We start from the raw sequence: 24016 nt of genomic DNA, 5'->3' as shown, positions 1-24016 counted from the left end.
TTTGGATAGCCGTTTTTGTACCTCCCATAATATACCTTACGATATTCCAGCCAGTTCATATTTCAAAGAAATATGAACTGGCTTTATAAACACTTTTTTTTATTTTAGGATATGAGAAAATTTCCGGTTATCGTTTTCCTCTTTTCCATGATCTTCATTGCCTGTTCCCCTCAAGAAAAGGTAGATCTGATAGTGCACAACGCCCAGGTGTATACCGTTGATTCCACCTTTAGCGCAGCACAAGCATTTGCAGTTAAGGACGGTAAATTTATTGCCATAGGATCAGACGAAGAGATTCAACGAAAGTATAAAGCCAAAGAAAAAATAGACGCTGCAGGGAAAGCGATCTATCCCGGATTCTATGATGCACACGCGCATCTATTTGATGAAGCCGAACTGATGGATCAGGTCGACCTCAATGGAGCTGATTCTTTCGAAGAAGTGATTCAACGGGTTAAAAGTTATCAGCAAAAAAATCCCAATAAAACCTGGCTCATCGGGAGTGGCTGGGACCAAAATCGCTGGAGAGACAAATCCTTTCCTACAAAAGAACTACTGGATAAAGCTTTCCCAGATATACCGGTGTACCTGATACGGGTAGATTATCACGCCGCTGTGGTAAACTCCAAAGCCTTAGAATGGGCCAAATTGACAAGCATTCCCCTTATTCATGGTGGCGTTGTCGGTGGAAGTAACAATACACCAAATGGTCTTTTGATCGACAACGCCATGGATTTGGTCAACAAAATAATCCCGGTACCCAATGAAAAAGAGTACCTGAGAATGTTAAAGCGAACCCAGGACTCATTGCTTTCTGTGGGCCTTACTTCTATTGTGGATGCCGGTTTATCAAAAGAAAGACTCGACCTCTTAAAAAAATACTACCAGGATGGGGAATTGAAATTTAGGGATTATGCCATGATCCTTGGCAATCCGCAGAATATCGACTCATTTATAGCGCAGGGATTTTATGAAACAGACCGACTGGAGATAAAGTCGTTTAAATTACTTGCAGATGGCGCGTTAGGCTCAAGGGGAGCCTGCCTCCTCGCTCATTATCATGATGCACCTACACATGGCTTTCTTTTACACAGCCCACAGGAATATGAAAACATGATCAAAGCGATTGCCGCGAGTAATTTCCAGGCCAACACCCATGCAATCGGCGATTCAGCCAACAGAATTATCCTGGACATCTATGGCAAATATCTACAACCACATACAGATCGCAGATGGCGTATTGAACACGCACAGATTATCTCACCATTCGACTTCGATAAATTCCGAAAATTCCAGATTATTCCCTCTGTACAGCCAATCCATGCTACATCGGACATGTACTGGGCTAAAGACCGCCTGGGAGAAGAGCGAATGAAAGGAGCCTATGCATACAAGCACCTATTGAAAGCGTATGGTAAACTCGCTCTAGGAAGTGATTTCCCTGTTGAACATTTCAATCCGCTATACGGTTTTCACGCAGCCGTGGCCCGCGTTGATAAAAAAGGTTACCCAGATCAGGGCTTCCAAATGCAAGACGCTATCAGTCGGGAAGATGCATTGCGCGGAATGACAATTTGGGCTGCATACTCCTGCTTTCAGGAGAAAAAACGGGGAAGCATAGAAGCCGGCAAAGACGCTGATTTTGTTATCCTCGAACACGACATTCTCAAAATACCGAATGAGCAGCTGCGCAACGTGAAAACCTTGCGCACCGTCATTGCCGGAGAAACGGTTTTTACACGGTAAGCATAAGCTATTTATGCTGAGCAAGTACAAATTGTCGCAGCGCCGCACTTTTGTCTGTAAAGAAACAGCAAGAACTTGGCGACTCATTATGACAACAGAAGCCTGTATGATATAATCTCACACAGGCTTCTTATATATCAACACGAAAACAGCACCTGTTTTCCTTGACTTGAAGTCTAACTGTTTAACACGTTATTATTGCATATCGAACAAATGCTTTTCAGCATGGTAAGATGAACGAACCAAAGGTCCAGATTCAACATATTTGAATCCCATTTCCAAACCAATTTTTTGATATTTTTCAAATTGAGCTGGTGTGATAAATTCAATAACGGGATGATGTGCTTTCGTTGGCTGTAAGTATTGTCCAAGTGTCAAAATATGAACACCAACATTATATAAGTCCTGCATTGCTTCAATGACGTCTTCTTCCGTTTCCCCGAGACCAAGCATGATGCCTGATTTTGTACGAAGGCCTGCTTCGGAAATGCGACGCAAACATTCCAAAGAACGATCATATTTCGCCTGGATACGCACTTCTCTAGTTAGACGGCGAACTGTTTCCAAGTTATGTGAAACGACCTCAGGGCGAACTGCAATGACACGGTCCAGATTGTCCCATTGCCCTTTGAAATCTGGCAATAGCGTTTCCAGGGTTGTCTCGGGGCTCTCTCTACGGATGGCATTTATTGTTTCGGCCCAAATCGTCGAACCACCATCTTTCAGATCATCACGGTCAACAGAGGTGATGACACAATGTTTGACCTGCATTAGCTTCACTGAGTTTGCGACCCTGTTAGGCTCATCCAAATCGACCGCTAGAGGACGACCTGTTGCCACAGCGCAAAACGAACATGATCGCGTACAGATATTGCCTAAGATCATGAAGGTCGCTGTTCCCGCCCCCCAACACTCACCCATATTTGGACAATTTCCACTCTCACAAATGGTATGCAATTTATGTTCATCAACAAGACTTCTGACATGTCTATACTCTTTACCAACAGGCAATTTGACACGCAACCAATCGGGCTTGCGTTGTGCAGGAGTTGCCGGAATAACTGGAAGTTCAATCATACAACAAAGTTAAGGATTAAAAATGTAATTTCTATCCGGCAATTTGTTGGATTTATATCATAAAAGCTTATCGAATAACAGCAATAATAGAATAATGAAACAAAAATTAGGATATTTGTGTTGATTATCTATTGATCTAACTACTTTACTATGCGATTGAGTCGATCCTTATCCCTTTTATTGCTTGGGGGAACCTGCATTTTTAGCGCTCAGGCCCAAACTAATTTTGATCTAATTCCCAAGCCATCCAAGGTGACCGTAGCGTCCGGAATATATAACATCCCCACACAGCTCTCCGTTATTGTTTCGGATGATTTTCAAGCTGCGGCACAATTGCTTACCGAGCACCCCGCGATCAAAGGCTTAGCGGTTGAAGTACTGAAGAAAAACAAAAAAGCACCGAAAGAAGGCTTTCGTATCGTAAAGGCTGTCGATGCAGACAACCTCAGCAAAAATGCCTATTCAATTCAAATTGATGAAAAAGGTCTTCTACTCAAAGCCTGGGATACGCCGCAGGTCATCAATGGGATTTATACCTTGATTCAGTTAGGCTACCTCCAAGCTGAGCCCAGCAAAATAGCATTTGCGACAATCGTTGATGAACCTCGTTTTTCCTATCGCGGGCTTCATTTAGACGTTTCCCGTCATTTTATGCCGCTTTCTTTCGTAAAGAAATATATCGACGTCATGGCCATTTATAAGTTCAATAACTTTCACTGGCACTTGACAGATGGAGCCGGATGGCGACTGGAGATTAAAAAATATCCGGAATTAACACAAAAGGCTGCCTGGCGTACACATGCGCATTGGAAAGATTGGTGGAACAATGGCCGTCAATATGTAGAAAAAGGAAATCCGAATGCCAGTGGTGGCTTTTATACACAGGAAGAAGCGCGCGAACTGGTCGACTACGCTGCCCGAAAAGGCATCAATGTCATTCCGGAAATAGAAATGCCCGGACACTCGGAAGAGGTATTAGCTGTATATCCCGAACTTTCCTGTTCAGGGAAACCCTACAGCCAAAGCGAGTTTTGCATCGGCAATGAAAAGACTTTTGAGTTCCTAAAAAATGTACTGGATGAAGTACTCACCATATTCCCTTCCCAATACATCCATATTGGCGGGGACGAAGCCGAAAAGAAACATTGGGAAAAATGTCCAAAAGACCAGGCCCTGATGCAAAAGGAAGGTTTAAAATCAGTAGATGAATTACAAAGCTATGCCATCAAGCAAATGGATTTATACCTGCAATCAAAGGGCCGAAAGCTTATCGGCTGGGATGAAATTTTACAAGGTGGTCTGACTGAAGGTGCCACGGTCATGAGCTGGCGCGGCGAAGAAGGCGGAATAAAAGCGGCAAATGCCGGCCATGATGTCATTATGACTCCCGGTTCACACCTGTATTTTGATTCTTATCAGACCGATCCAAGGACACAACCCGAAGCAATTGGCGGATACCTAACCCTGGATAAGGTATATTCTTATGACCCTATTCCAAACGCGATACAAACGGACAAGGTGAAACACATCCTGGGTGCACAAGCTAATATTTGGACAGAATATGTCCCAACGACAGAGCATGTCGAATATATGGTATTTCCACGTGCTTTAGCCTTGTCAGAAGTCAGTTGGACAAATAAAGACGCAAAAAGCTGGCCGGACTTTCAACGAAGAATACAATCACACTATAAGCTGCTGCAGGAACTGAATCTGAACTATTACCGCCCCTCGTTCAATGTTGCCTATACAGCATCATATAATGCGATTAAAAACAACAGCAAGATTACGCTTACAACGGAGCAACTAAAAACGGATCAGATCCGTTATACCATTGATGGGAGTGAGCCTACGATTCAGTCTACGCCCTATACAGGTCCGTTTGAACTGAGCTCAACAGGGCATATTAATGCAGCATACTTTCAGGACTCTATCAAAATAGGCCCAACATTATCCTTTGATATTGATATTCATCGTGCCATTGGAAAAAAAGTAACATACAACACCCAGTGGTCAGGATATCCAGCGCAAAAAGATTCGACTTTAACCAATGGACTAATGGGAGGCCTTTCTTATCACGATGGTCAATGGCAGGGGTTTACCAGCCCGATCGATGTGGTCGTTGATTTGGAAAGAAGGGAAGAAATCCATCAAGTTGCCATGAATTTCATGCAAATGATAGGCCCCGGAGTTTATATGCCCGGGGAAATGGAGGTTCTCGTTTCTGACAATGGTCGGACATTCCGTTCCATAGGGACAGTAAAAAACGATGTATCCGATACAGAATCCAAATTAACATTTAAACGCTTCGAGCTGAAACTCAATAAAGCGCAGCAGGCACGCTACATAAAAATCAAAGCTAGCAACCCCAAAAAGGGATATTTATTTACAGACGAAATCATTGTTTATTAACAGAAAATAAGCGATTGCCGATACTAGTTGGAGCACCAATTCCTTACGTTTTCCAACTAGTATTCCTATTTTCAAGACCACTTTTCCAATAAAGCATATTTTATTTTGAAATATTCTTAAAATAAATACTTCATTTTCAAAATTTAAAATGTAACTTTGCACTCCGACAAAGCAGTCGGAATGACCCTTCCCCATGAGCTATTTTTGATTGTCTTTGCTCAGATTTACAATAGGAAATTTAATTTTTTGAACTAGATATAATGCCAAGAAACACTTCCATTAAGTCGGTTTTAATCATCGGATCAGGTCCCATCGTTATCGGTCAAGCTTGTGAATTTGATTATTCTGGATCTCAAGCATCCCTTTCATTGAAAGAAGAAGGTATTGAAGTATCCATCATCAACTCAAACCCTGCAACAATCATGACGGACAAAGTTGTTGCAGACAATGTCTATTTACTTCCATTAACATGCGAAAGTATTGAAGAGATATTGCAAAAACATAACATTGACGCAGTACTTCCTACCATGGGTGGTCAGACCGCTTTGAACTTATGTATCGAAGCTTCCAACCTGGGCCTTTGGGAAAAATACAACGTTCGTGTAATCGGTGTTGATGTTGCTGCCATTGAAAAAACTGAAAACCGTGAAGAATTCCGTCAATTAATGGTTGATATCGGTGTAGGTGTTGCAAAATCCAAAATTGCTAACTCTTTCCTTGAAGGTAAAGAAGCTGCACAAGAAATTGGTTATCCTCTTGTTATTCGTCCTTCCTATACACTCGCAGGTACCGGAGGTGGATTTGTGCACAGAAAAGAAGATTTTGATGCAGCTTTAAACAGAGGTTTGCATGCTTCACCAACACATGAAGTTTTGGTAGAACAAGCTGTATTGGGCTGGAAAGAGTTCGAGTTGGAATTACTTCGCGATACCAACGACAATGTCATCATTATCTGTACCATTGAGAACTTTGACCCGATGGGTATCCACACCGGAGACTCCATCACAGTTGCGCCAGGTATGACATTATCAGACAAATGCTACCAAGATATGCGTAATCAAGCGATCTTGATGATGCGTTCGATTGGTAACTTCGCCGGTGGATGTAACGTTCAGTTCTCTGTTAATCCAGAAAATGAAGAAATTATTGCGATCGAAATCAATCCACGTGTATCACGCTCTTCAGCTTTAGCATCGAAAGCAACTGGTTATCCAATTGCAAAGATTGCGGCTAAATTAGCCATCGGATACAACTTGGATGAGTTGCAAAATCAGATTACAAAAACAACCTCAGCATATTTCGAACCAACGCTAGATTATGTTATCGTAAAAATCCCGCGTTTCAACTTTGACAAATTCAAAGGTGCAAACAAGGAATTAGGTCTTCAAATGAAAGCTGTAGGTGAAGTGATGGCGATCGGCCGTACATTTATCGAAGCTTTGCAAAAAGCGTGTCAGTCTCTTGAAACTGGTCGTGCAGGTTTAGGTGCTGATGGTCGTCAATGGAGAAATCTGGACGAGATCATGGATAGCCTAGAGCATCCAAGCGGTGACCGCTTGTTCCATATCAAAGATGCATTCGAATTAGGTGTTCCTTTGGAATCTATCCGCAAAGCGACACGTATCGACAAATGGTTCTTGGTACAGATCCAAGAGTTGGTACACCTTGAGCAAGAATTACGTCGTTATCAATTGAATAACATTCCACGCGATTTCTTCATGACCTTAAAACAAAAAGGTTATTCAGATGTACAGATTGCCTGGTTATTAGGTAATGTAACGGAAGATCAGGTATATGACCGCCGTAAGGAACTAGGCATCAACCGTGTTTACAAAATGGTTGATACTTGTGCAGCGGAATTCCCTGCACAGACCCCATATTACTATTCGACATTCGAAGAAGAAAACGAATCCATTTCTTCAGACAGAAAGAAAATCATCGTTTTAGGTTCAGGTCCAAACCGTATCGGTCAAGGTATCGAGTTCGATTACTCTTGTGTACACGGATTATTGGCTGCGAAAGAATGTGGTTACGAGGCAATCATGGTGAACTGTAACCCTGAGACAGTATCAACAGATTTCAATATGGCAGACAAGTTATACTTCGAACCCGTATTCTGGGAGCATGTCCGTGAGATCATCGAACTGGAAAAACCAGAAGGTGTAATCGTTCAATTAGGTGGACAGACAGCGCTTAAAATGGCTGAGCGTTTGGAGCAACTTGGTGTAAAAATCATTGGTACATCATTCGAGAATATGGACTTGGCAGAAGACCGCGGCCGTTTCTCTGATCTATTGAAAGAATTAAATATTCCATATCCAAAATATGGCGTAGCTACCTCGGCAGAAGAGGCTTTACAAGTAGCCAACGAAGTTGGTTATCCAGTATTGGTTCGCCCTTCCTATGTATTGGGTGGACAAGGGATGAGCATCGTCATCAATGATGAAGACCTGGAAAAATCGGTTGTTAACTTATTGAAAAACCTTCCCGGTAACCATATCCTGATCGACCATTTCTTGGATCGCGCTGAAGAAGCAGAATCAGATTCAATCTGTGATGGTGAAGATGTACATATCATCGGTATGATGGAACACATTGAGCCTGCAGGTATTCACTCCGGAGACTCATCGGCGGTATTACCTCCATTCGGCCTCTCACAAGCTGTTCAGGATAAGATGGAAGAATACTCCATCAAATTAGCAAAAGCGTTGAATGTACGTGGTCTACTAAACATCCAATTTGCTGTAAAAGGTGAGAATGTGTATGTCATCGAAGCTAATCCACGTGCATCACGTACAGTTCCTTTTATCGCAAAAGCGTATGATGTTCCTTACATCAACATCGCGACAAAAGTGATGTTAGGTGTCAATAAATTGAGTGACTTCACAATCGAACGTAAATTGAAAGGATATGCAATTAAAGAACCAGTATTCTCCTTCAATAAATTCCCTGAAGTAGACAAACAATTAGGCCCTGAAATGAAATCAACCGGTGAAGCGATCCGCTTTATCAAAGATCTTCAAGATCCATATTTCAGAGAATTGTACAATCAAAAATCAATGTTTTTGAATGCACAATAACACGTCATTATAAAATAGAAAGGGCTTGCAAAATGCAAGCCCTTTCTATTTTATATCTTTAACACATCGGAAACCGACATTATTTGTCGGGCTATTGACCTCCCCTTTTCCCCTGCTCCCCGCTTTATAACGTTCACAATATTGATCATTACAGAGAAATGATCCACCACGCTGAACACGTTTTTCAAGATTAGGCTCCTGTGGATCATAGGAGTTTTCAGGTCCTTTGGGATTTGCCACCGTGCTACTCTTGTAATAATCCGGACGGTAGTAATCGGAGCACCACTCCCAGACATTCCCTTCCATATCATAGAGTCCCAATGCATTCGCCTGAAAAGATTTTACGGGAGCGGCCCCCTCGTATCCATCTTCTTTTGAGTCTTCAACCGGAAATTTTCCTTGGTATATATTCGCTGCCCACTTGCCATTGGGTTTAAGTTCTTTTCCCCAATAGTACAGGTCTTCGTTCGTATCCCTACCCGAGCGGGCAGCATATTCCCATTCCGCCTCTGTAGGCAATCTTTTCCCCGCCCATTTTGCATAAGCAGCAGCATCTTCGTAGGCGACTTGAACAACGGGGTAATTCATTTTATCTTCTATTGAACTATTGGGTCCTTCAGGATGCTGCCAATTTGCGCCAGGAATATATTCCCACCACATCAGATAATTATTTAAAGAGTTGAGTTCTTTGGGTTTTGAAAATACAGCTGAACCAGGGACAAGCATATTCGGATCAACACCGGGAAAATCCTTTGAGTCAAGCTTTCGCTCAGCTACGGTCACATATCCAGTCTCTTTTACAAATTGAGCAAATTGTGCATTTGTAACTTCATGCTCATCCATATAAAATGAATGGAGTTCTACAGTATGTACAGGTTTACTATCTTCGAAATTCGAACTTCCCATCAGAAATTTACCACCTTCAATTAAAACCATCTTTCCCGTAGCATTACTGCTTTGTTTGGCTAACTGAGATTTGATCATTCCGGCCCGGGTAGGTATATTTTCACCGACACAGCATGAAAGGGTATCTCTTGTGGAAAATATAGATAGACAGGTAACTAGCGTCAGATTGATTAACATACCTAAAGATAAACATAAAAGGGGAACAATAAAATGCTCCCCTTTCAATTATTGACTTAGATGCACAATTTATACATCCAATTGTACATTTTCTTTTTTCGTATTTTTTGAGCGAATAGGTGTATTACCTCCACCATTTAAGGTGATATCCACAGGATTATTATTCTTCCATGCACCTTTTGTAAAATCTGGTACAGCTACCGTTTTACAGTTCTTTTCAACAGACTCAAAACTTAATGGTACAATACAACTCCATGAAGCAGCATCATAAACATCTTGATCCAATGGCAATCCGTTACGCAGACAGTCGATTAGACGCCAGTCCATCATAAAGTCCATCCCGCCGTGACCGCCAACTTCTTTGGCCTTATCACCGATGTATTTCACTAATTCTGGTGTATATTTATCATATAATTCTTTGAGTTTTTCTTCCTTGATGAATTCGTGACCGAATGCAATATTCTCAGTTGGGTATTTTTGAGCGAAACCTTTTGTACCGCTTAATGTATGTAGTCTTGAATATGGTCTAGGCGAAGTCACATCATGTTGTAGCATAATTGTTTTACCCTTCGCTGTCCGAATTAGCGTGGTATTCATATTGCCACGGTATTTCTTTCCGACGAATTCCTGAAAGAACGAATCCTTTCCAGCGAGTTCCTTAGCCTTCTCGCCCATCATAAAATCATTGGACGACATCGCGACAAGATGATCCATCTTGTCTCCTCTATTGATGTTTAAACACTGTGCGACAGGCCCGAGTCCGTGAGTTGGATAGAGGTTACCATTGTATTTAATATTTTCCCTTAGACGCCACATATTGTCATAACCATTCTTTGAGAAATTCAAGTCCAATAAGTCATGGATATAAGCACCTTCACCATGGATCAATTCACCAAATAAACCTTGGCGGACCATATTCAATGTCAACATTTCGAAAAAGTCATAGCAACAATTCTCCAACATCATACAATGTTTTTTTGTCGCTTCAGATGTTTTGACTACCTCCCAACAATCTTTTATCGTTAATGCAATTGGCACTTCACAAGCCACATGATTACCCGCTTTCATAGCTGCAATACTCATGAGTGCATGGTAATCCCAAGGCGTACAAATATAGACAAGATCTAACTTTTCTTCTTTCAGCAATGATTTCCAGCCATCTTCTCCTGAATAAGGCTTTGCAGCCTTCAAGCCCTTCGAAGTAAGAATCTTTTGTGCTTTCTCAACTCGTTCAGGGTGTTTATCGCAAAGTGCAACGATCTCACAACCTTCGATAAAAGACAGTCGTTCGACTGCTCCGGGACCACGCATCCCCAATCCAATTACAGCAACTCTCACCTTATCAATTTTGGGTGCGGCGTAACCACACATATTAAATGCTTCTGCCGTTGCATTGGCATTCACCAAAGTAGGAAGTGAAACAGCCAGCGATGATAAAATCCCGGCCTTTTTTAAAAAATCTCTTCTAGAATCCATAATTTAAAGTCATGTAAATTTAAAGGGACCAATTGGTCCCTCTAAAAAATCACCTATTTTAAAACAAACTAAACAGTCAATAAGAAAAATCCCTTTGGATTTGGATTTATATTTGGTTCTAACTAAAGAACTTAATCTCTTTAACAATAATATAACACTTTTCTCAAAATAAAAAATCAAACTTGAAAGCAATCGTTTGTTCAATCTACACAAACGATTGCTTAATTTATTACTATCTTGTCTTTTTAATGAAAAGTATCGCATCACAGTAAATACACTATTCCAATATCAGAGCAAAATCCGAAAAAACATATACACAAAACTTTAGCCCTGTACTCTTCCATCGATAGGTCATTTTGCGGGGTCTTTTTTGAATGGTTTTCTAAAATATTGAATCATTAAAGCAAAATTTAATGATTATGTTTTCAATAATCTTCGACTAATTCCTGGTGTTGAAGATTACAGATTTGAACGTTTAGCAGCAAATTAAATATTAATGAACTCCCCTTTGCCTATCCAGCCATAGAATGAAAATAGTTAATCGATCAAGTTAGTTAAATGAACGAAGCTATCAAATCTATGTGCCCAACGAAAAGGGAAAAGCCAATGAGGTGAGATGGATCGTGTCAGGATGATGATTACTCAATCCTTTGGAACAATGCTATTCTAAATGCGCTTTAGGATCCCTGTTCCGTAGTTGTTCCCCGCCGCTTCTTGATAGCGAACATGGAGCGGGGGCATGGTACCGGCAAAGGGAGGAAATGGACCGGAGGATAAATAAAGGTCCTTGGGGAGCATCCAAACGAAAGAAGCCCTTGACTGTTTCCAGCAAGGGCTTCCGTGTAAAAAAAGGCACCGACCTACTCTCCCACCTGTTACGGCAATACCATCGGCTCTGGCGGGCTTGACTGCTCTGTTCGGAATGGGAAGAGGTAGACACCGCCGATATAGGCACCTAAAGTTTTTTTATAGTAGTAGCTGTCAGACATGAGTATTTAGACTTTCCCGTGAAAGTGTATACCCATCCTATAGCTCACACTATATTGACATATATATTGAAAGAGTTCTGTTTCTTTTTTATTCTTTTTTCGTTTCAAAAATTAAAGAGGAAGACAACAGTGTCTGTCTGCTTGAGAAAGCTTCGGGCTATTAGTACCACTTGGCTTTGGTCTCTCAACCTTTACACCTATGGCCTATCAACGTAGTCATCTCCTACGACCCTATAAGGAAGTCTCATCTCGTGGCTAGTTTCGCACTTAGATGCTTTCAGCGCTTATCTATTCCAGACGTAGCTACCCTGCCGTACACCTGGCGGCATAACAGGTTCACCAGAGGTCTGTCCAACCCGGTCCTCTCGTACTAAGGTCAGATCCACTCAAACTTCCAACGCCCACAACAGATAGGGACCGAACTGTCTCGCGACGTTCTGAACCCAGCTCGCGTGCCACTTTAATGGGCGAACAGCCCAACCCTTGGGACCTTCTCCAGCCCCAGGATGTGACGAGCCGACATCGAGGTGCCAAACCTCCCCGTCGATATGAGCTCTTGGGGGAGATCAGCCTGTTATCCCCAGCGTACCTTTTATCCTTTGAGCGATGGCCCTTCCATACAGAACCACCGGATCACTATGTCCGTCTTTCGACCCTGTTCGACTTGTCGGTCTCACAGTCAAGCAAGCTTATGCCATTGCACTCCGCGTACGGTTACCAAGCGTACTGAGCTTACCTTTGAAAGCCTCCGTTACCTTTTTGGAGGCGACCACCCCAGTCAAACTACCCACCAAACAATGTCCTCCACATGATGGAGTTAGAAACCGGATACAGAAAGGGCGGTATTTCAAGGGTGATTCCATGACTCCTGGCGAAGCCACTTCAATATCTCCCGCCTATCCTACACATCCTGTACCCAATCTCAATGTTAAGCTATAGTGAAGGTGCATGGGGTCTTTCCGTCCCGTTGCGGGTAATCGGCGTCTTCACCGATACCACAATTTCACCGAGCTCATGGCTGAGACAGCGCCCAGATCGTTACACCATTCGTGCAGGTCGGAACTTACCCGACAAGGAATTTCGCTACCTTAGGACCGTTATAGTTACGGCCGCCGTTTACTGGGGCTTCGATTCAATGCTTCTCTTGCGATGACATCCCCTCTTAACCTTCCAGCACCGGGCAGGTGTCAGGCCTTATACTTCATCTTGCGATTTTGCAAAGCCATATGTTTTTGTTAAACAGTCGCCTGGGCCTTTTCACTGCGGCTGCTCATCACTGAGACAGCGCCCCTTCTCCCGAAGTTACAGGGCCATTTTGCCGAGTTCCTTAGCCATGACTCACTCGAGCACCTTAGGATTCTCTCCTCGACCACCTGTGTCGGTTTGCGGTACGGGTCTTCATAACCTGAAGCTTAGCGGGTTTTCTTGGAAGTCTGTTTACCTGCTCTATCAGCGCCACCGGAGCTTTGCTGTACTATTGGGTTTCAGCTAGAGTTGCGGATTTGCCTACAACTCCAATACCTACGCCTTTCAACGAACTATTCCGTCAGTTCGCGGCAGTGTCACTACTCCGTCACCACATCGCAGTTATCAAGAGTACTGGAATATTAACCAGTTGTCCATCGGCTTGCCCCTTTCGGGTGCGCCTTAGGTCCCGACTGACCCTGATCCGATTAACGTTGATCAGGAAACCTTGGTCTTTCGGTGGGCGGGTTTCCCACCCGCCTTATCGTTACTTATGCCTACATTTGCTTTTCCATAACCTCCACACAGCATTACCACTGTGCTTCCCCGGCGATGGAATGCTCCCCTACCAGATGCATATCTTTCAATGCAAATCCATAGCTTCGGTACCGTTCTTGATGCCCGTTTATTATCCACGCCCGGCCGCTCGACTAGTGAGCTGTTACGCACTCTTTAAATGAATGGCTGCTTCCAAGCCAACATCCTAGCTGTCTGGGCAACCGGACCTCGTTAGTTCAACTTAGAACGGATTTGGGGACCTTAGCTGATGGTCTGGGTTCTTTCCCTCTCGGCCTTGGACCTTAGCACCCAAAGCCTCACTGCCGGCCATATCTGATAGCATTCGGAGTTCGTCTGGATTTGGTAGGATTTGACTCCCCCGCACCCAATCGGTAGCTCTACCTCTATCAGACTCCATGCCGACGCTGTTCCTAAAAACATTTCGGGGAGTACGAGCTATTTCCCAGTTTGATTGGCCTTTCACCCCTACCCTCAGGTCATCCGGAAACTTTTCAACGTTTATCGGTTCGGTCCTCCATTACATGTTACTGCAACTTCAACCTGCCCAAGGGTAGATCACAAGGTTTCGCGTCTACCTCATCTGACTATGCGCCCTATTAAGACTCGCTTTCGCTTCGGCTGCGTCCCTGAAGGACTTAACCTTGCCAGACAAGAGTAACTCGTAGGCTCATTATGCAAAAGGCACGCTGTCACAGAATCTCTCTGCTCCAACCGCTTGTAAGCACACGGTTTCAGGTTCTTTTCACTCCCCTGTTCGGGGTTCTTTTCACCTTTCCCTCACGGTACTGGTTCACTATCGGTCTCTCAGGAGTATTTAGCCTTACCAGATGGTGCTGGTGGATTCCCACAGGATTTCTCCGGTCCCGCGGTACTCAGGATACCACTATGCCAATATTCTTTACCTGTACGGGGCTCTCACCCTTGTCGCGCAGTTTCCCACCTGCTTCCAGTTCATAGCATTGTACAATCTCGTGGTCCTACAACCCCGACCATGCCGTAACATGATCGGTTTGGGCTCTTTCCCGTTCGCTCGCCACTACTTGGGAAATCATTGTTATTTTCTTCTCCTACGCCTACTTAGATGTTTCAGTTCAGCGCGTTCGCGTTTTATACGACTATTCTTCAAATAGTCAGGTTGCCCCATTCGGAAATCTCTGGATCAAGTCGCATTTGCCGATCCCCAGAGCTTATCGCAGCTTATCACGTCCTTCTTCGCCTCTGAGAGCCTAGGCATCCCCCGTGTGCCCTTATTTACTTTCTTCACCGGCATAGCCTTTTGCTACTATGCGGCTGCTTTTGATATATATACCCGTATGCTACGCAAAGATTCGTCCGGCATTCACCGGGGGTCTCCTCTTTACATCAGACACATACACGTATTGTCTCTACTGTTGTCTTCTCTTGTAATTTTTTTTCTCTTTCAATATGTCAAAGAACTCTTTTTTTAGTAACCAGTAGTTAGATGTTAGTATTTAGACTCCTATATATCGCTATACCGTCATCTTCATACTAAATACTTGATACTATGTACTAAGAACGTGGAGAATAACGGATTCGAACCGTTGACCCCCTGCGTGCAAGGCAGGTGCTCTAGCCAGCTGAGCTAATTCCCCTTTTTAATTTCGTAGTCCCGAGCAGATTTGAACTGCTGACCCCTACATTATCAGTGTAGTGCTCTAACCAACTGAGCTACGGGACTAGCTATTCTGTTCATCTATCTCTCTCAGGGACCGCTCCATCCGGGGCGGGCACTTTCTTCTGATGTTTTATTCTTTTTCAATCATATGTAACGTGACGAGTACCGGTCCGCGATACTCTAGAAAGGAGGTATTCCAGCCGCACCTTCCGGTACGGCTACCTTGTTACGACTTAGCCCCAATTATCGGTTTTACCCTAACACGCTCCTTGCGGTCACATGCTTTAGGTACCCCCAACTTTCATGGCTTGACGGGCGGTGTGTACAAGGCCCGGGAACGTATTCACCGCGTCATTGCTGATACGCGATTACTAGCGAATCCAACTTCATGGGGTCGAGTTGCAGACCCCAATCCGAACTGTGAATGGCTTTTAGAGATTAGCACCATATTGCTATGTAGCTGCCCGCTGTACCATCCATTGTAGCACGTGTGTAGCCCCGGACGTAAGGGCCATGATGACTTGACGTCGTCCCCACCTTCCTCTCTGCTTGCGCAGGCAGTCTGTTTAGAGTCCCCACCATCACATGCTGGCAACTAAACATAGGGGTTGCGCTCGTTGCGGGACTTAACCCAACACCTCACGGCACGAGCTGACGACAGCCATGCAGCACCTAGTTTCGTGTCCCGAAGGACGGATGCGTCTCTGCATCCTTCACTAACTTTCAAGCCCGGGTAAGGTTCCTCGCGTATCATCGAATTAAACCACATGCTCCTCCGCTTGTGCGGGCCCCCGTCAATTCCTTTGAGTTTCACCCTTGCGGGCGTACTCCCCAGGTGGATAACTTAACGCTTTCGCTTGGACGCTGGCGGTCTATCGCCAACATCGAGTTATCATCGTTTAGGGCGTGGACTACCAGGGTATCTAATCCTGTTCGATCCCCACGCTTTCGTGCATCAGCGTCAATACCAGCTTAGTGAGCTGCCTTCGCAATCGGAGTTCTAAGACATATCTATGCATTTCACCGCTACTTGTCTTATTCCGCCCACTTCAAATGGATTCAAGCCCGTCAGTATCAAAGGCACTGCGATGGTTGAGCCACCGTATTTCACCCCTGACTTAACAGGCCGCCTACGCACCCTTTAAACCCAATAAATCCGGATAACGCTCGGATCCTCCGTATTACCGCGGCTGCTGGCACGGAGTTAGCCGATCCTTATTCTTCCAGTACATTCAGCCAGATACTCGTATCTGGGTTTATTCCTGGACAAAAGCAGTTTACAACCCATAGGGCAGTCATCCTGCACGCGGCATGGCTGGTTCAGGCTTCCGCCCATTGACCAATATTCCTTACTGCTGCCTCCCGTAGGAGTCTGGTCCGTGTCTCAGTACCAGTGTGGGGGATTCTCCTCTCAGAGCCCCTAGACATCGTCGCCTTGGTAAGCCGTTACCCTACCAACTAGCTAATGTCACGCGAGCCCATCTCTATCCTATAAATATTTAATCAACCGGACATGCGAACTGTTGATGTTATGCGGTGTTAATCTCTCTTTCGAGAGGCTATCCCCCTGATAGAGGTAGGTTGCTCACGCGTTACGCACCCGTGCGCCACTCTCATTAACTTAAAGCAAGCTTTAAGTTAAATCCCGTCCGACTTGCATGTATTAGGCCTGCCGCTAGCGTTCATCCTGAGCCAGGATCAAACTCTCCATTGTAAAATGAAGTTTTTGATTCCAACTATTTATAATAATCAGAATTCTTTTTTTATATCTCTGATCTTGGACCGAATTGAACTATTCTTGAATTTGTTCATGACTTTCGACTTTCGTCTGTCTACCCGTCACGCTTACATGATTGTGTTTTCTTAAAGAACTTTTGCCGCTTCAACTTCCGTATCCGCTATATTCCGATGGGCACCAGGCCCCTCTTTATCTTTTTTGTTTCCCTCCGTTTCCGTTGGGACTGCAAAGGTAGAAATCTTTTCCGGACTTCCAAAAAACTTTTAAAGTTTTTTTTCTTTTTCCCGATTTCCGCGTTTAACTCTCATTAAACCCTTCTTTTTTTCATGGTCTCTTCTTTCGAAGTAACCGTCCCTCCCTTGCGGAGTGGTGCAAAGATAGGGAGTTTTCGGGCAAACTTCCAAGCCTTTTGTTCTTATTTATTTCATTTTGCTGCTAACTCGCTGTGAACTTGGCCGATTCTTTTTGTAAAACAGGATCACGGAGGGCTCCGGGGGACAAAAAAGGACGGTTATGGCCAGATCGGACGCAGGGAAACAGCGCCGAGACTGTGGAAACGCTGTGGAAAGGCCGGATTGCCTATGGGCTAGACTTACGCCGCAGCAGCGCAAAACCGGGTAATGCAGTGGAAAGGTCGCAGCAAGGCCAGCTATACGCAAAAAAACAATGAAGGGAGAAAAGTGCATGGGCAGCGGGAATCAGAACCTGAGAATGGACATCTCAGCGAACCCCTGAAAAACAGTCGCCCGGAACAGAAGAAAAAATCCGAGGGGCCGGATCTACCAGTAGGGATGACGGAAAGGCGGCGGATAGACAGACCTAAAAACCACAGCAAAAAAAACATGACCGTAGAAAAACAGCCCGCAAACAGTGGTTATCAAGGTAAGGACAAATCCGATGTTTAGTTAGGGTTTGTTTAGGTTTAGTTTAGGTATTACTTAGGTTTTGTTTAGGTTTTAGCTAAACTAAACCTAACTAAATGCTAACCTAACCTTAGGTTACTGCTATTTTAATATTGGAACTATCTTTAAAAGATACCAGAGCTGATATTTCCAAAGACAAAAGCATTCTGTTTCGGGGCCGCCCCCCTGCACCGAGAATAGCCCCCGGCAGTCGGGTGTATTTCAGTCGGGACTACTTTGATACCTGCCTATGCTGTATTTGCGGTGAGTCCGCCTTAAGTCCAGGTCCTAGCATGGAAACAGCAGGTTTGCAATCCGGGCTTACATCGCCCAAATCTGCACTCAGACACCTTCAAAGCCCGATTTAGACCTAATTCAGGGGTGGCCAAAAAACGAACCGCAGCGTCAAAAAACGCTAAACACGCGAACTAACTCGCTTGAAACGCAGTTTTTTGACGCAAAAGCATCCAAAAACTACGGATCAAAAAATAAATTGAGCAGATTACTTCCCATAAAAAGCAAAATGCGGACGCCGCAAAAAGTATGCGACCTCCGCAAATAGCTTTGAATAGTATCCCAAATAGAATTTAAGATATAAACAGAATTAAGAAGAAAATGCATTAAGCCCTGTGATATCCTGACCAGTAATCAATAAATGGATATCGTGAGTTCCTTCATATGTAATAACCGACTCAAGATTCATCATATGTCGCATAATTGGAAAATCTCCGACAATGCCCATTCCTCCCAAAACCTGCCGAGATTCACGCGCAATCTGTAAAGCCATATGCACATTATTCCGTTTGGCCATCGAAATTTGCTGCGGCGTTGCTTTCCCTTCATTCTTTAAAATCCCCAAACGCCAAGACAATAACTGGGCTTTCGTAATTTCTGTCAGAAATTCAGCCAATTTTTTCTGTTGCAACTGAAACCCACCAATTGGTCTGTCAAATTGTTGACGCTCCAGAGCATATTGAACAGCCGTTTCATAACAGTCGATCGCCGCACCTATCACGCCCCAAGATATTCCATACCGTGCAGAATTCAAACAAGACAGCGGCCCACGCATTGAGTTTACCTCAGGCAATACATTTTCAGCGGGAATAAAGACATCATGAAAAACCAACTCGCCAGTTTTAGAAGCTCGTAAAGACCACTTATGTAATGTCTCCGGTGTTTCAAAACCATCCATCCCACGTTCAACAATTACCCCTCGTACTTTTCCAGCCTCATCACGTGCCCACACTACAGCAAGATCACATACTGGCGAGTTTGTAATCCACATCTTAGCACCGTTCAATAAGAAACCACCATTACTCGCTGTCAACCGTGTTTCCATCCCTCCGGGATCAGAACCGTGATTCGGTTCGGTTAAACCAAAAGAGCCCACAAGTTCCCCGGAAGCAAGTCCCGGCAAATATTTACGGCGTTGCTCCTCGCTACCATAGGTATATATCGGATACATCACCAAAGAAGATTGCACCGAAGCCGCAGAACGAACCGCAGAATCACCGGCCTCCAGTTCCTGCATAATCAAACCATAAGAAATCTGATCTAATCCAGCGCCACCATATTCCACTGGAATATAAGGACCTAAAGCACCTATTGCACCAAGTTTGGGCATCAACCCTTCTATGGCCTGATGTGCCTGTGCTGCATCTTCTATGAATGGCTTTATCTCTGACCGAACAAAATCCCGAACAGCACGACGGACAAGCTTGTGCTCCTCCGATAAAAGGTCATCTACCTGAAAATAATCAACATTTATTTGTTTCATAATCGTATAGTCTACATTAGCTTCTCTAAGATAATAAAATATTTTCAAACTGAACAATATTCACACATGACTTGTTTAACAGAATTTTATTCCCTATATTTAACATATCCCACGAATAAAATAAACCATTATGATAGAAAAAGAACTTAAAATACTCGGCATAACATCCCAGAATTTAGGCTCGTCAACAGGCCAAAAGTGGTTTTCTGGTGGTGAGGTATTCGAATCCCTATCTCCTGTAGATGGAAAACTCATTGCAAAAGTGTCAGGTAGCAGCCAGAAGGATTATGAGACAATCATCGGTGATGCCCAAAACGCATTCAAAGCGTGGCGACTTATCCCCGCTCCAAAAAGAGGAGACATTATCCGTCAATTAGGTGATAAATTACGAGAATTGAAACCGACCCTCGGAAAATTAGTCTCCTATGAAATGGGTAAATCTTACCAGGAAGGTATGGGGGAAGTACAAGAAATGATCGACATTTGTGATTTTGCCCTTGGTTTATCAAGACAGCTCTACGGAAATACTATTCATTCCGAACGTCTTGGCCATCGCATGTATGACCAATATCATCCACTGGGCGTCGTCGGTATTATTACCGCCTTTAATTTCCCCGTAGCTGTGTGGGCATGGAATACGGCCATCGCTTTGGTTTGCGGAAACACAGTCATATGGAAACCTAGCGAGAAAACGCCATTATGTGCCATTGCCTGCCAAAAACTATTATCAGAAATCCTCCATGACAATGGATTACCTGAGGGCATCTCCAACTTGGTCATAGGTGACAAAGAAGTCGGTGAATGGCTTGCTGCTGATAACCGTATCGCTTTAATTTCAGCAACGGGATCGACACGGATGGGAAAAGAAGTTGCTGTTACCGTCGCACAACGGCTGGGCAAAACGCTACTGGAACTTGGTGGCAACAATGCGATTATTGTTACCCCAGATGCGGATCTCAACATGACAATCATCGGTGCTGTATTTGGAGCCGTGGGAACAGCAGGACAACGCTGTACTAGCACACGACGACTGATTATCCATGAGAGTATCTACGACAAAGTAAAGAAACAACTGACAAAAGCTTATGGTCAATTAAAAATTGGCGACCCATTGGATACAAAAAATCATGTAGGACCATTGATTGATAAAGCCGCCGTAAAATCATACTTAAACGCACTAGACAAAATTAAAACACAAGGAGGGAAACTTCTTATCAAAGGAAAAGTACTAGAGGGCAAAGGTTACGAAAGTGGTTGCTATGTACAGCCCGTTATCGCCGAAGTCGAAAACCATTATGAGATCGTACAACACGAAACTTTCGCTCCCATTCTATATTTGATAAAGTATCAAGGCGACATCGGCAATGCTATCGCCTTGCAAAATGGCGTCAGCCAAGGCCTGTCCTCAGCTGTGATGACAAACAATCTGAGAGAAGCCGAACTATTTCTTAGTGCTGCCGGATCGGATTGTGGTATAGCAAACGTCAATATCGGTACCTCAGGTGCAGAAATCGGTGGGGCCTTCGGCGGAGAAAAAGATACTGGGGGAGGTAGAGAATCCGGTTCCGACGCATGGAAAGCATATATGCGTCGCCAGACAAATACCATTAATTACACAACAGACTTACCATTGGCACAAGGTATAAAATTTGATTTATAAACCATTCAGATTCGAAATTATGAGCAACGTACATGAAAGACTAAGTAAACATATATTGGCAGACGGGTTTCCACTGGTCATGGATATGGAAAAATCACACGGCTCTTATGTTGTCGATGAAAATGGGGACGAATACCTGGATATGTTTAGCATGTTTGCCTCTATGGCTGTTGGCTATAACCATCCCCATCTGGTCAAGCATCGTGAGTTTCTGGGCAAGATGGCAGTCAACAAGCCTGCTATATCGGACATTTACCCCAAAGAATTCGCAGATTTTGTAGATACCTTCGACCGTGTGGCAATACCAAAAGAACTCCCCTATGCATTTTTTATTTCCGGTGGAGCACTGGCCGTGGAAAACGCACTGAAAGCAGCCTTTGATTGGAAAACAAGACTTAATTTCGCTCAGGGCATACAAAAAGAAGCGAGTCAGGTCATCCATTTTAAACAGGCTTTTCATGGTCGATCGGGCTATACGCTCTCCTTAACAAATACGCAGGATCCCCGAAAGTATATGTATTTTCCAAAGTTCAATTGGCCGCGTATTGTAAACCCCAAATTAACGTATCCATTAACGACGGAAAATATCAGCCAAACAATAAACGTGGAAGAGAAGGCAATCGCAGAAATCAATCATGCCATCCACGACAATCCCAACGATATTGCCTGCATCATCATTGAACCAATACAGGGCGAGGGTGGAGACAATCATTTTCGGAAAGAATTTTTCCAGCAACTGCGCCAGATCTGCGACAATAATGAAATTCTCCTGATTTTCGATGAAGTACAAACAGGGCTGGGTATTACCGGAAAAATGTGGGCTTATCAACATTATGGGATTATACCTGATGTCCTGGCTTTTGGCAAGAAGGCTCAAGTCTGCGGGATATTGGCGAATAAGGAAAAATTTGATCAGGTTGAGCATCATGTATTCAAAGAATCCAGCCGGATCAACTCAACCTTCGGCGGAGATTTTATAGACATGTTGCGTTTCAAATTAATTCTAGAAGTCATCGAACAGGAAAATCTATTAGCCAATGCCACCGAAAAAGGAACTTACCTTAAAAGCAAGCTACAGGAAGTTATGAAAAATAGACCGCAGCTCAGTAACTTAAGAGGGGAAGGCTTGTTTGTTGCCTTGGATTTTGATACTGCAGACTCCCGTAACGAATTTATCAAACGTGCTTATACCAATAAATTGATCATTTTGGGCTGTGGCGAGAAAAGCATCCGCTTCAGGCCACATCTAAATGTCAGCACGGAAGATATTGACAAAACAATGGCGATCATCAACGACAGTCTTTAATACAAAAATGCAGTATTGCCGAGGATTATCTCCTGACAATACTGCATTTTTGAAAGGAAAGCCTTAGATCGCTAGTTCCTACAAACATTTGGACGATCTATGTCGACCAGTTCTGATATTCCATATTCGTCAAAACGATCCAATAAAGCATCTGTTCCTTCTTCCAGTTTGAAATCCATCTCTTCCTTGTAGACCGGAATCATCGCATAGAAATTGATGACATTACCATCTTTCGTTTGAAGTTCCAAAAATTCCTCATCAAAACTCAACATGGGAGGCAATAAAAGCATACAACCAAAACCGGTATTTGCTATTTCTTCAGCTTCCATTCCATTAGGAATCGTGTGCCCATAACCTAACCAGGTTTTATACTCGTGCGGAAAACGCGCCAGTCTTTTCAAAAAATAGACCGGCCAGTAATTGTTATCATCCTGAAATTCCTCCTCGCCTATCTTCCAGTCCGCAGGAAGTACAACCATCAATTCGGCGCGTTCATAAGCTTGCTTATCATCTATTTCCTCCGGAACATTCATCGGCAGGTCACTCATGCCGGATGTCACCAAGATATTGTACGGGTAATTCGCGCTAGGTTTGATCCAATGCACATCAATATGCACCAACTCCGATATAATTTCGTGAAAAACCAAATCTGGCTCAGCTATATATTTTGCTAAATGCTCTTCAATCTCTTCCAAATAAACACATTGCACCTCGGGGAACAGGTCTTTTGGATCTTTTTCCTCAGGTTGATTTTCATAACGATACACAGTCGAACCCCCGGCGGTAATTTCAACATCTTTCTTTTCAGTGGAGGATTCATCCTCTTCCCCACTCATGATTTTTTTGACTTTATCCCAAAATGACATACTATGCGAATAAATGGTTAAATTTTCAGATTGCAGCTTGTATTTATTTATTCAATAACAGCAACTACAGGTTGCCTAAATCTTGTTTTGACCGGCTTTCCTTTGACTAAAGCTGGCATCCATTGCGGTGATTTGCGCATAGTGGCCAGTACTGCTTTAGCAAATTCAGGACTTATCTTTTCTGGATTCTCAATTTCGATATTACAAATTGCTCCATCCTCACAAACGATAAAATTAAGAATCGCTGTTTGTTTGGAGCCATACTTTATGTAAGCAATACTATCCATAGCTCCGACAGTTCGTGTCAAATCGAGGTTATTTTGCAAGAACCTCGACCATGCCGTTATTCCGCCCTTAAAGTAAGGAAAATCATCCACATTTTGAACTAGACTATCTGTGGGAATGTTACGAACAACACCAGTCTGTGCCTTTGAGGTCAAACAAACAATAAAAAATAGGACTGATAAAACAGTCATTTTAAAATTTGGTGAATACATACCTGATCCT

General features: G+C 43.6%; 12 protein-coding genes, 2 tRNA genes and 3 rRNA genes. 6 read left to right on the top strand and 11 right to left on the bottom strand.

The window, feature by feature from the left end; translation table 11 throughout:
* Nucleotides 1-111: 111 nt before the first annotated feature.
* Nucleotides 112-1746 (top strand): amidohydrolase, encoded by a 1635-nt coding sequence (locus ABTV71_RS03370; protein ID WP_433902249.1) that lies wholly within the window; start codon nt 112-114, stop codon nt 1744-1746.
* Between the two features lie 195 nt (nt 1747-1941).
* Here ABTV71_RS03370 and lipA read toward each other — a convergent pair whose 3' ends face one another.
* Nucleotides 1942-2823 carry a lipoyl synthase gene (lipA, locus tag ABTV71_RS03365; protein ID WP_104385109.1) on the bottom strand — a complete coding sequence of 294 codons (882 nt, stop codon included), beginning with the start codon at nt 2821-2823 and terminating at the stop codon, nt 1942-1944.
* A 150-nt stretch (nt 2824-2973) separates the two neighbouring features.
* Here lipA and ABTV71_RS03360 point away from each other — a divergent pair, with 150 nt between their 5' ends.
* Nucleotides 2974-5232 carry a glycoside hydrolase family 20 protein gene (locus ABTV71_RS03360; protein WP_121125612.1) on the top strand — a complete coding sequence of 753 codons (2259 nt, stop codon included), beginning with the start codon at nt 2974-2976 and terminating at the stop codon, nt 5230-5232.
* A gap of 260 nt (nt 5233-5492) precedes the next feature.
* The gene (gene carB / locus ABTV71_RS03355) at nt 5493-8312 is read left to right on the top strand and encodes a carbamoyl-phosphate synthase large subunit (protein ID WP_433902248.1); all 2820 of its coding nucleotides are present in this window, start codon (nt 5493-5495) and stop codon (nt 8310-8312) included.
* A 45-nt stretch (nt 8313-8357) separates the two neighbouring features.
* Here carB and ABTV71_RS03350 read toward each other — a convergent pair whose 3' ends face one another.
* From ABTV71_RS03350 to ABTV71_RS03320, 7 genes are all read right to left on the bottom strand, one after another.
* Entirely contained in the window at nt 8358-9395 is a 1038-nt protein-coding gene (locus tag ABTV71_RS03350; RefSeq protein WP_433902247.1) for a formylglycine-generating enzyme family protein, read from the bottom strand.
* 69 nt (nt 9396-9464) lie between these two features.
* Nucleotides 9465-10871 carry a Gfo/Idh/MocA family protein gene (locus ABTV71_RS03345; protein WP_183078746.1) on the bottom strand — a complete coding sequence of 469 codons (1407 nt, stop codon included), beginning with the start codon at nt 10869-10871 and terminating at the stop codon, nt 9465-9467.
* An 847-nt stretch (nt 10872-11718) separates the two neighbouring features.
* Nucleotides 11719-11830: ribosomal RNA gene (rrf, locus tag ABTV71_RS03340) — 5S ribosomal RNA — on the bottom strand.
* Between the two features lie 171 nt (nt 11831-12001).
* Nucleotides 12002-14885: ribosomal RNA gene (locus ABTV71_RS03335) — 23S ribosomal RNA — on the bottom strand.
* Nucleotides 14886-15163: 278 nt separating this feature from the next.
* Nucleotides 15164-15237: transfer RNA gene (locus ABTV71_RS03330), tRNA-Ala, on the bottom strand.
* Between the two features lie 12 nt (nt 15238-15249).
* Nucleotides 15250-15323, bottom strand: a tRNA-Ile gene (locus ABTV71_RS03325).
* A 121-nt stretch (nt 15324-15444) separates the two neighbouring features.
* Nucleotides 15445-16974 (bottom strand): 16S ribosomal RNA (locus ABTV71_RS03320).
* Together the 16S, 23S and 5S rRNA genes with 2 tRNA genes alongside form the textbook arrangement of a ribosomal RNA operon.
* Nucleotides 16975-17618: 644 nt before the next feature.
* Here ABTV71_RS03320 and ABTV71_RS03315 point away from each other — a divergent pair.
* Entirely contained in the window at nt 17619-17903 is a 285-nt protein-coding gene (locus ABTV71_RS03315; RefSeq protein ID WP_433902246.1) for a hypothetical protein, read from the top strand.
* A 601-nt stretch (nt 17904-18504) separates the two neighbouring features.
* On the opposite strand, the gene ABTV71_RS03310 is transcribed toward ABTV71_RS03315, so the two are convergent.
* Nucleotides 18505-19677 carry an acyl-CoA dehydrogenase family protein gene (locus ABTV71_RS03310; protein WP_433902245.1) on the bottom strand — a complete coding sequence of 391 codons (1173 nt, stop codon included), beginning with the start codon at nt 19675-19677 and terminating at the stop codon, nt 18505-18507.
* Nucleotides 19678-19807: 130 nt separating this feature from the next.
* On the opposite strand from ABTV71_RS03310, the gene amaB reads away from it, so the two are divergent.
* Together amaB and lat are read left to right on the top strand one after the other, a co-directional pair.
* Nucleotides 19808-21337, top strand: coding sequence for an L-piperidine-6-carboxylate dehydrogenase (amaB, locus tag ABTV71_RS03305; protein WP_433902244.1), 1530 nt, complete (start codon nt 19808-19810; stop codon nt 21335-21337).
* Between the two features lie 19 nt (nt 21338-21356).
* Nucleotides 21357-22643, top strand: coding sequence for an L-lysine 6-transaminase (gene lat, locus ABTV71_RS03300; protein WP_433902243.1), 1287 nt, complete (start codon nt 21357-21359; stop codon nt 22641-22643).
* 71 nt (nt 22644-22714) lie between these two features.
* Here lat and ABTV71_RS03295 read toward each other — a convergent pair whose 3' ends face one another.
* Both ABTV71_RS03295 and ABTV71_RS03290 read right to left on the bottom strand, forming a co-directional pair.
* Nucleotides 22715-23479 carry a suppressor of fused domain protein gene (locus ABTV71_RS03295; RefSeq protein WP_433902242.1) on the bottom strand — a complete coding sequence of 255 codons (765 nt, stop codon included), beginning with the start codon at nt 23477-23479 and terminating at the stop codon, nt 22715-22717.
* A 77-nt stretch (nt 23480-23556) separates the two neighbouring features.
* Nucleotides 23557-23985: an energy transducer TonB gene (locus tag ABTV71_RS03290; RefSeq protein WP_433902241.1), complete on the bottom strand. Its 429-nt coding sequence runs from the start codon at nt 23983-23985 to the stop codon at nt 23557-23559.
* Nucleotides 23986-24016: the final 31 nt, after the last annotated feature.

Origin of the sequence: Sphingobacterium puteale (genome assembly GCF_050986225.1) — a bacterium.
GTDB classification, from domain to species: Bacteria; Bacteroidota; Bacteroidia; order Sphingobacteriales; family Sphingobacteriaceae; genus Sphingobacterium; species Sphingobacterium puteale.
This window is presented reverse-complemented; position numbering and strand designations above follow the sequence as displayed.

What these genes read in the sequence shown, in the direction of transcription:
- ABTV71_RS03295 (WP_433902242.1), bottom strand. Translation starts at nt 23,479, where the DNA reads ATGAGTGGGGAAGAGGATGAATCCTCCACTGAAAAGAAAGATGTTGAA.
- lipA (WP_104385109.1), bottom strand. Translation starts at nt 2,823, where the DNA reads ATGATTGAACTTCCAGTTATTCCGGCAACTCCTGCACAACGCAAGCCC.
- lat (WP_433902243.1), top strand. Translation starts at nt 21,357, where the DNA reads ATGAGCAACGTACATGAAAGACTAAGTAAACATATATTGGCAGACGGG.
- ABTV71_RS03345 (WP_183078746.1), bottom strand. Translation starts at nt 10,871, where the DNA reads ATGGATTCTAGAAGAGATTTTTTAAAAAAGGCCGGGATTTTATCATCG.
- amaB (WP_433902244.1), top strand. Translation starts at nt 19,808, where the DNA reads ATGATAGAAAAAGAACTTAAAATACTCGGCATAACATCCCAGAATTTA.
- ABTV71_RS03370 (WP_433902249.1), top strand. Translation starts at nt 112, where the DNA reads ATGAGAAAATTTCCGGTTATCGTTTTCCTCTTTTCCATGATCTTCATT.
- ABTV71_RS03360 (WP_121125612.1), top strand. Translation starts at nt 2,974, where the DNA reads ATGCGATTGAGTCGATCCTTATCCCTTTTATTGCTTGGGGGAACCTGC.
- ABTV71_RS03290 (WP_433902241.1), bottom strand. Translation starts at nt 23,985, where the DNA reads ATGACTGTTTTATCAGTCCTATTTTTTATTGTTTGTTTGACCTCAAAG.
- ABTV71_RS03315 (WP_433902246.1), top strand. Translation starts at nt 17,619, where the DNA reads ATGCAGTGGAAAGGTCGCAGCAAGGCCAGCTATACGCAAAAAAACAAT.
- ABTV71_RS03310 (WP_433902245.1), bottom strand. Translation starts at nt 19,677, where the DNA reads ATGAAACAAATAAATGTTGATTATTTTCAGGTAGATGACCTTTTATCG.
- ABTV71_RS03350 (WP_433902247.1), bottom strand. Translation starts at nt 9,395, where the DNA reads ATGTTAATCAATCTGACGCTAGTTACCTGTCTATCTATATTTTCCACA.
- carB (WP_433902248.1), top strand. Translation starts at nt 5,493, where the DNA reads ATGCCAAGAAACACTTCCATTAAGTCGGTTTTAATCATCGGATCAGGT.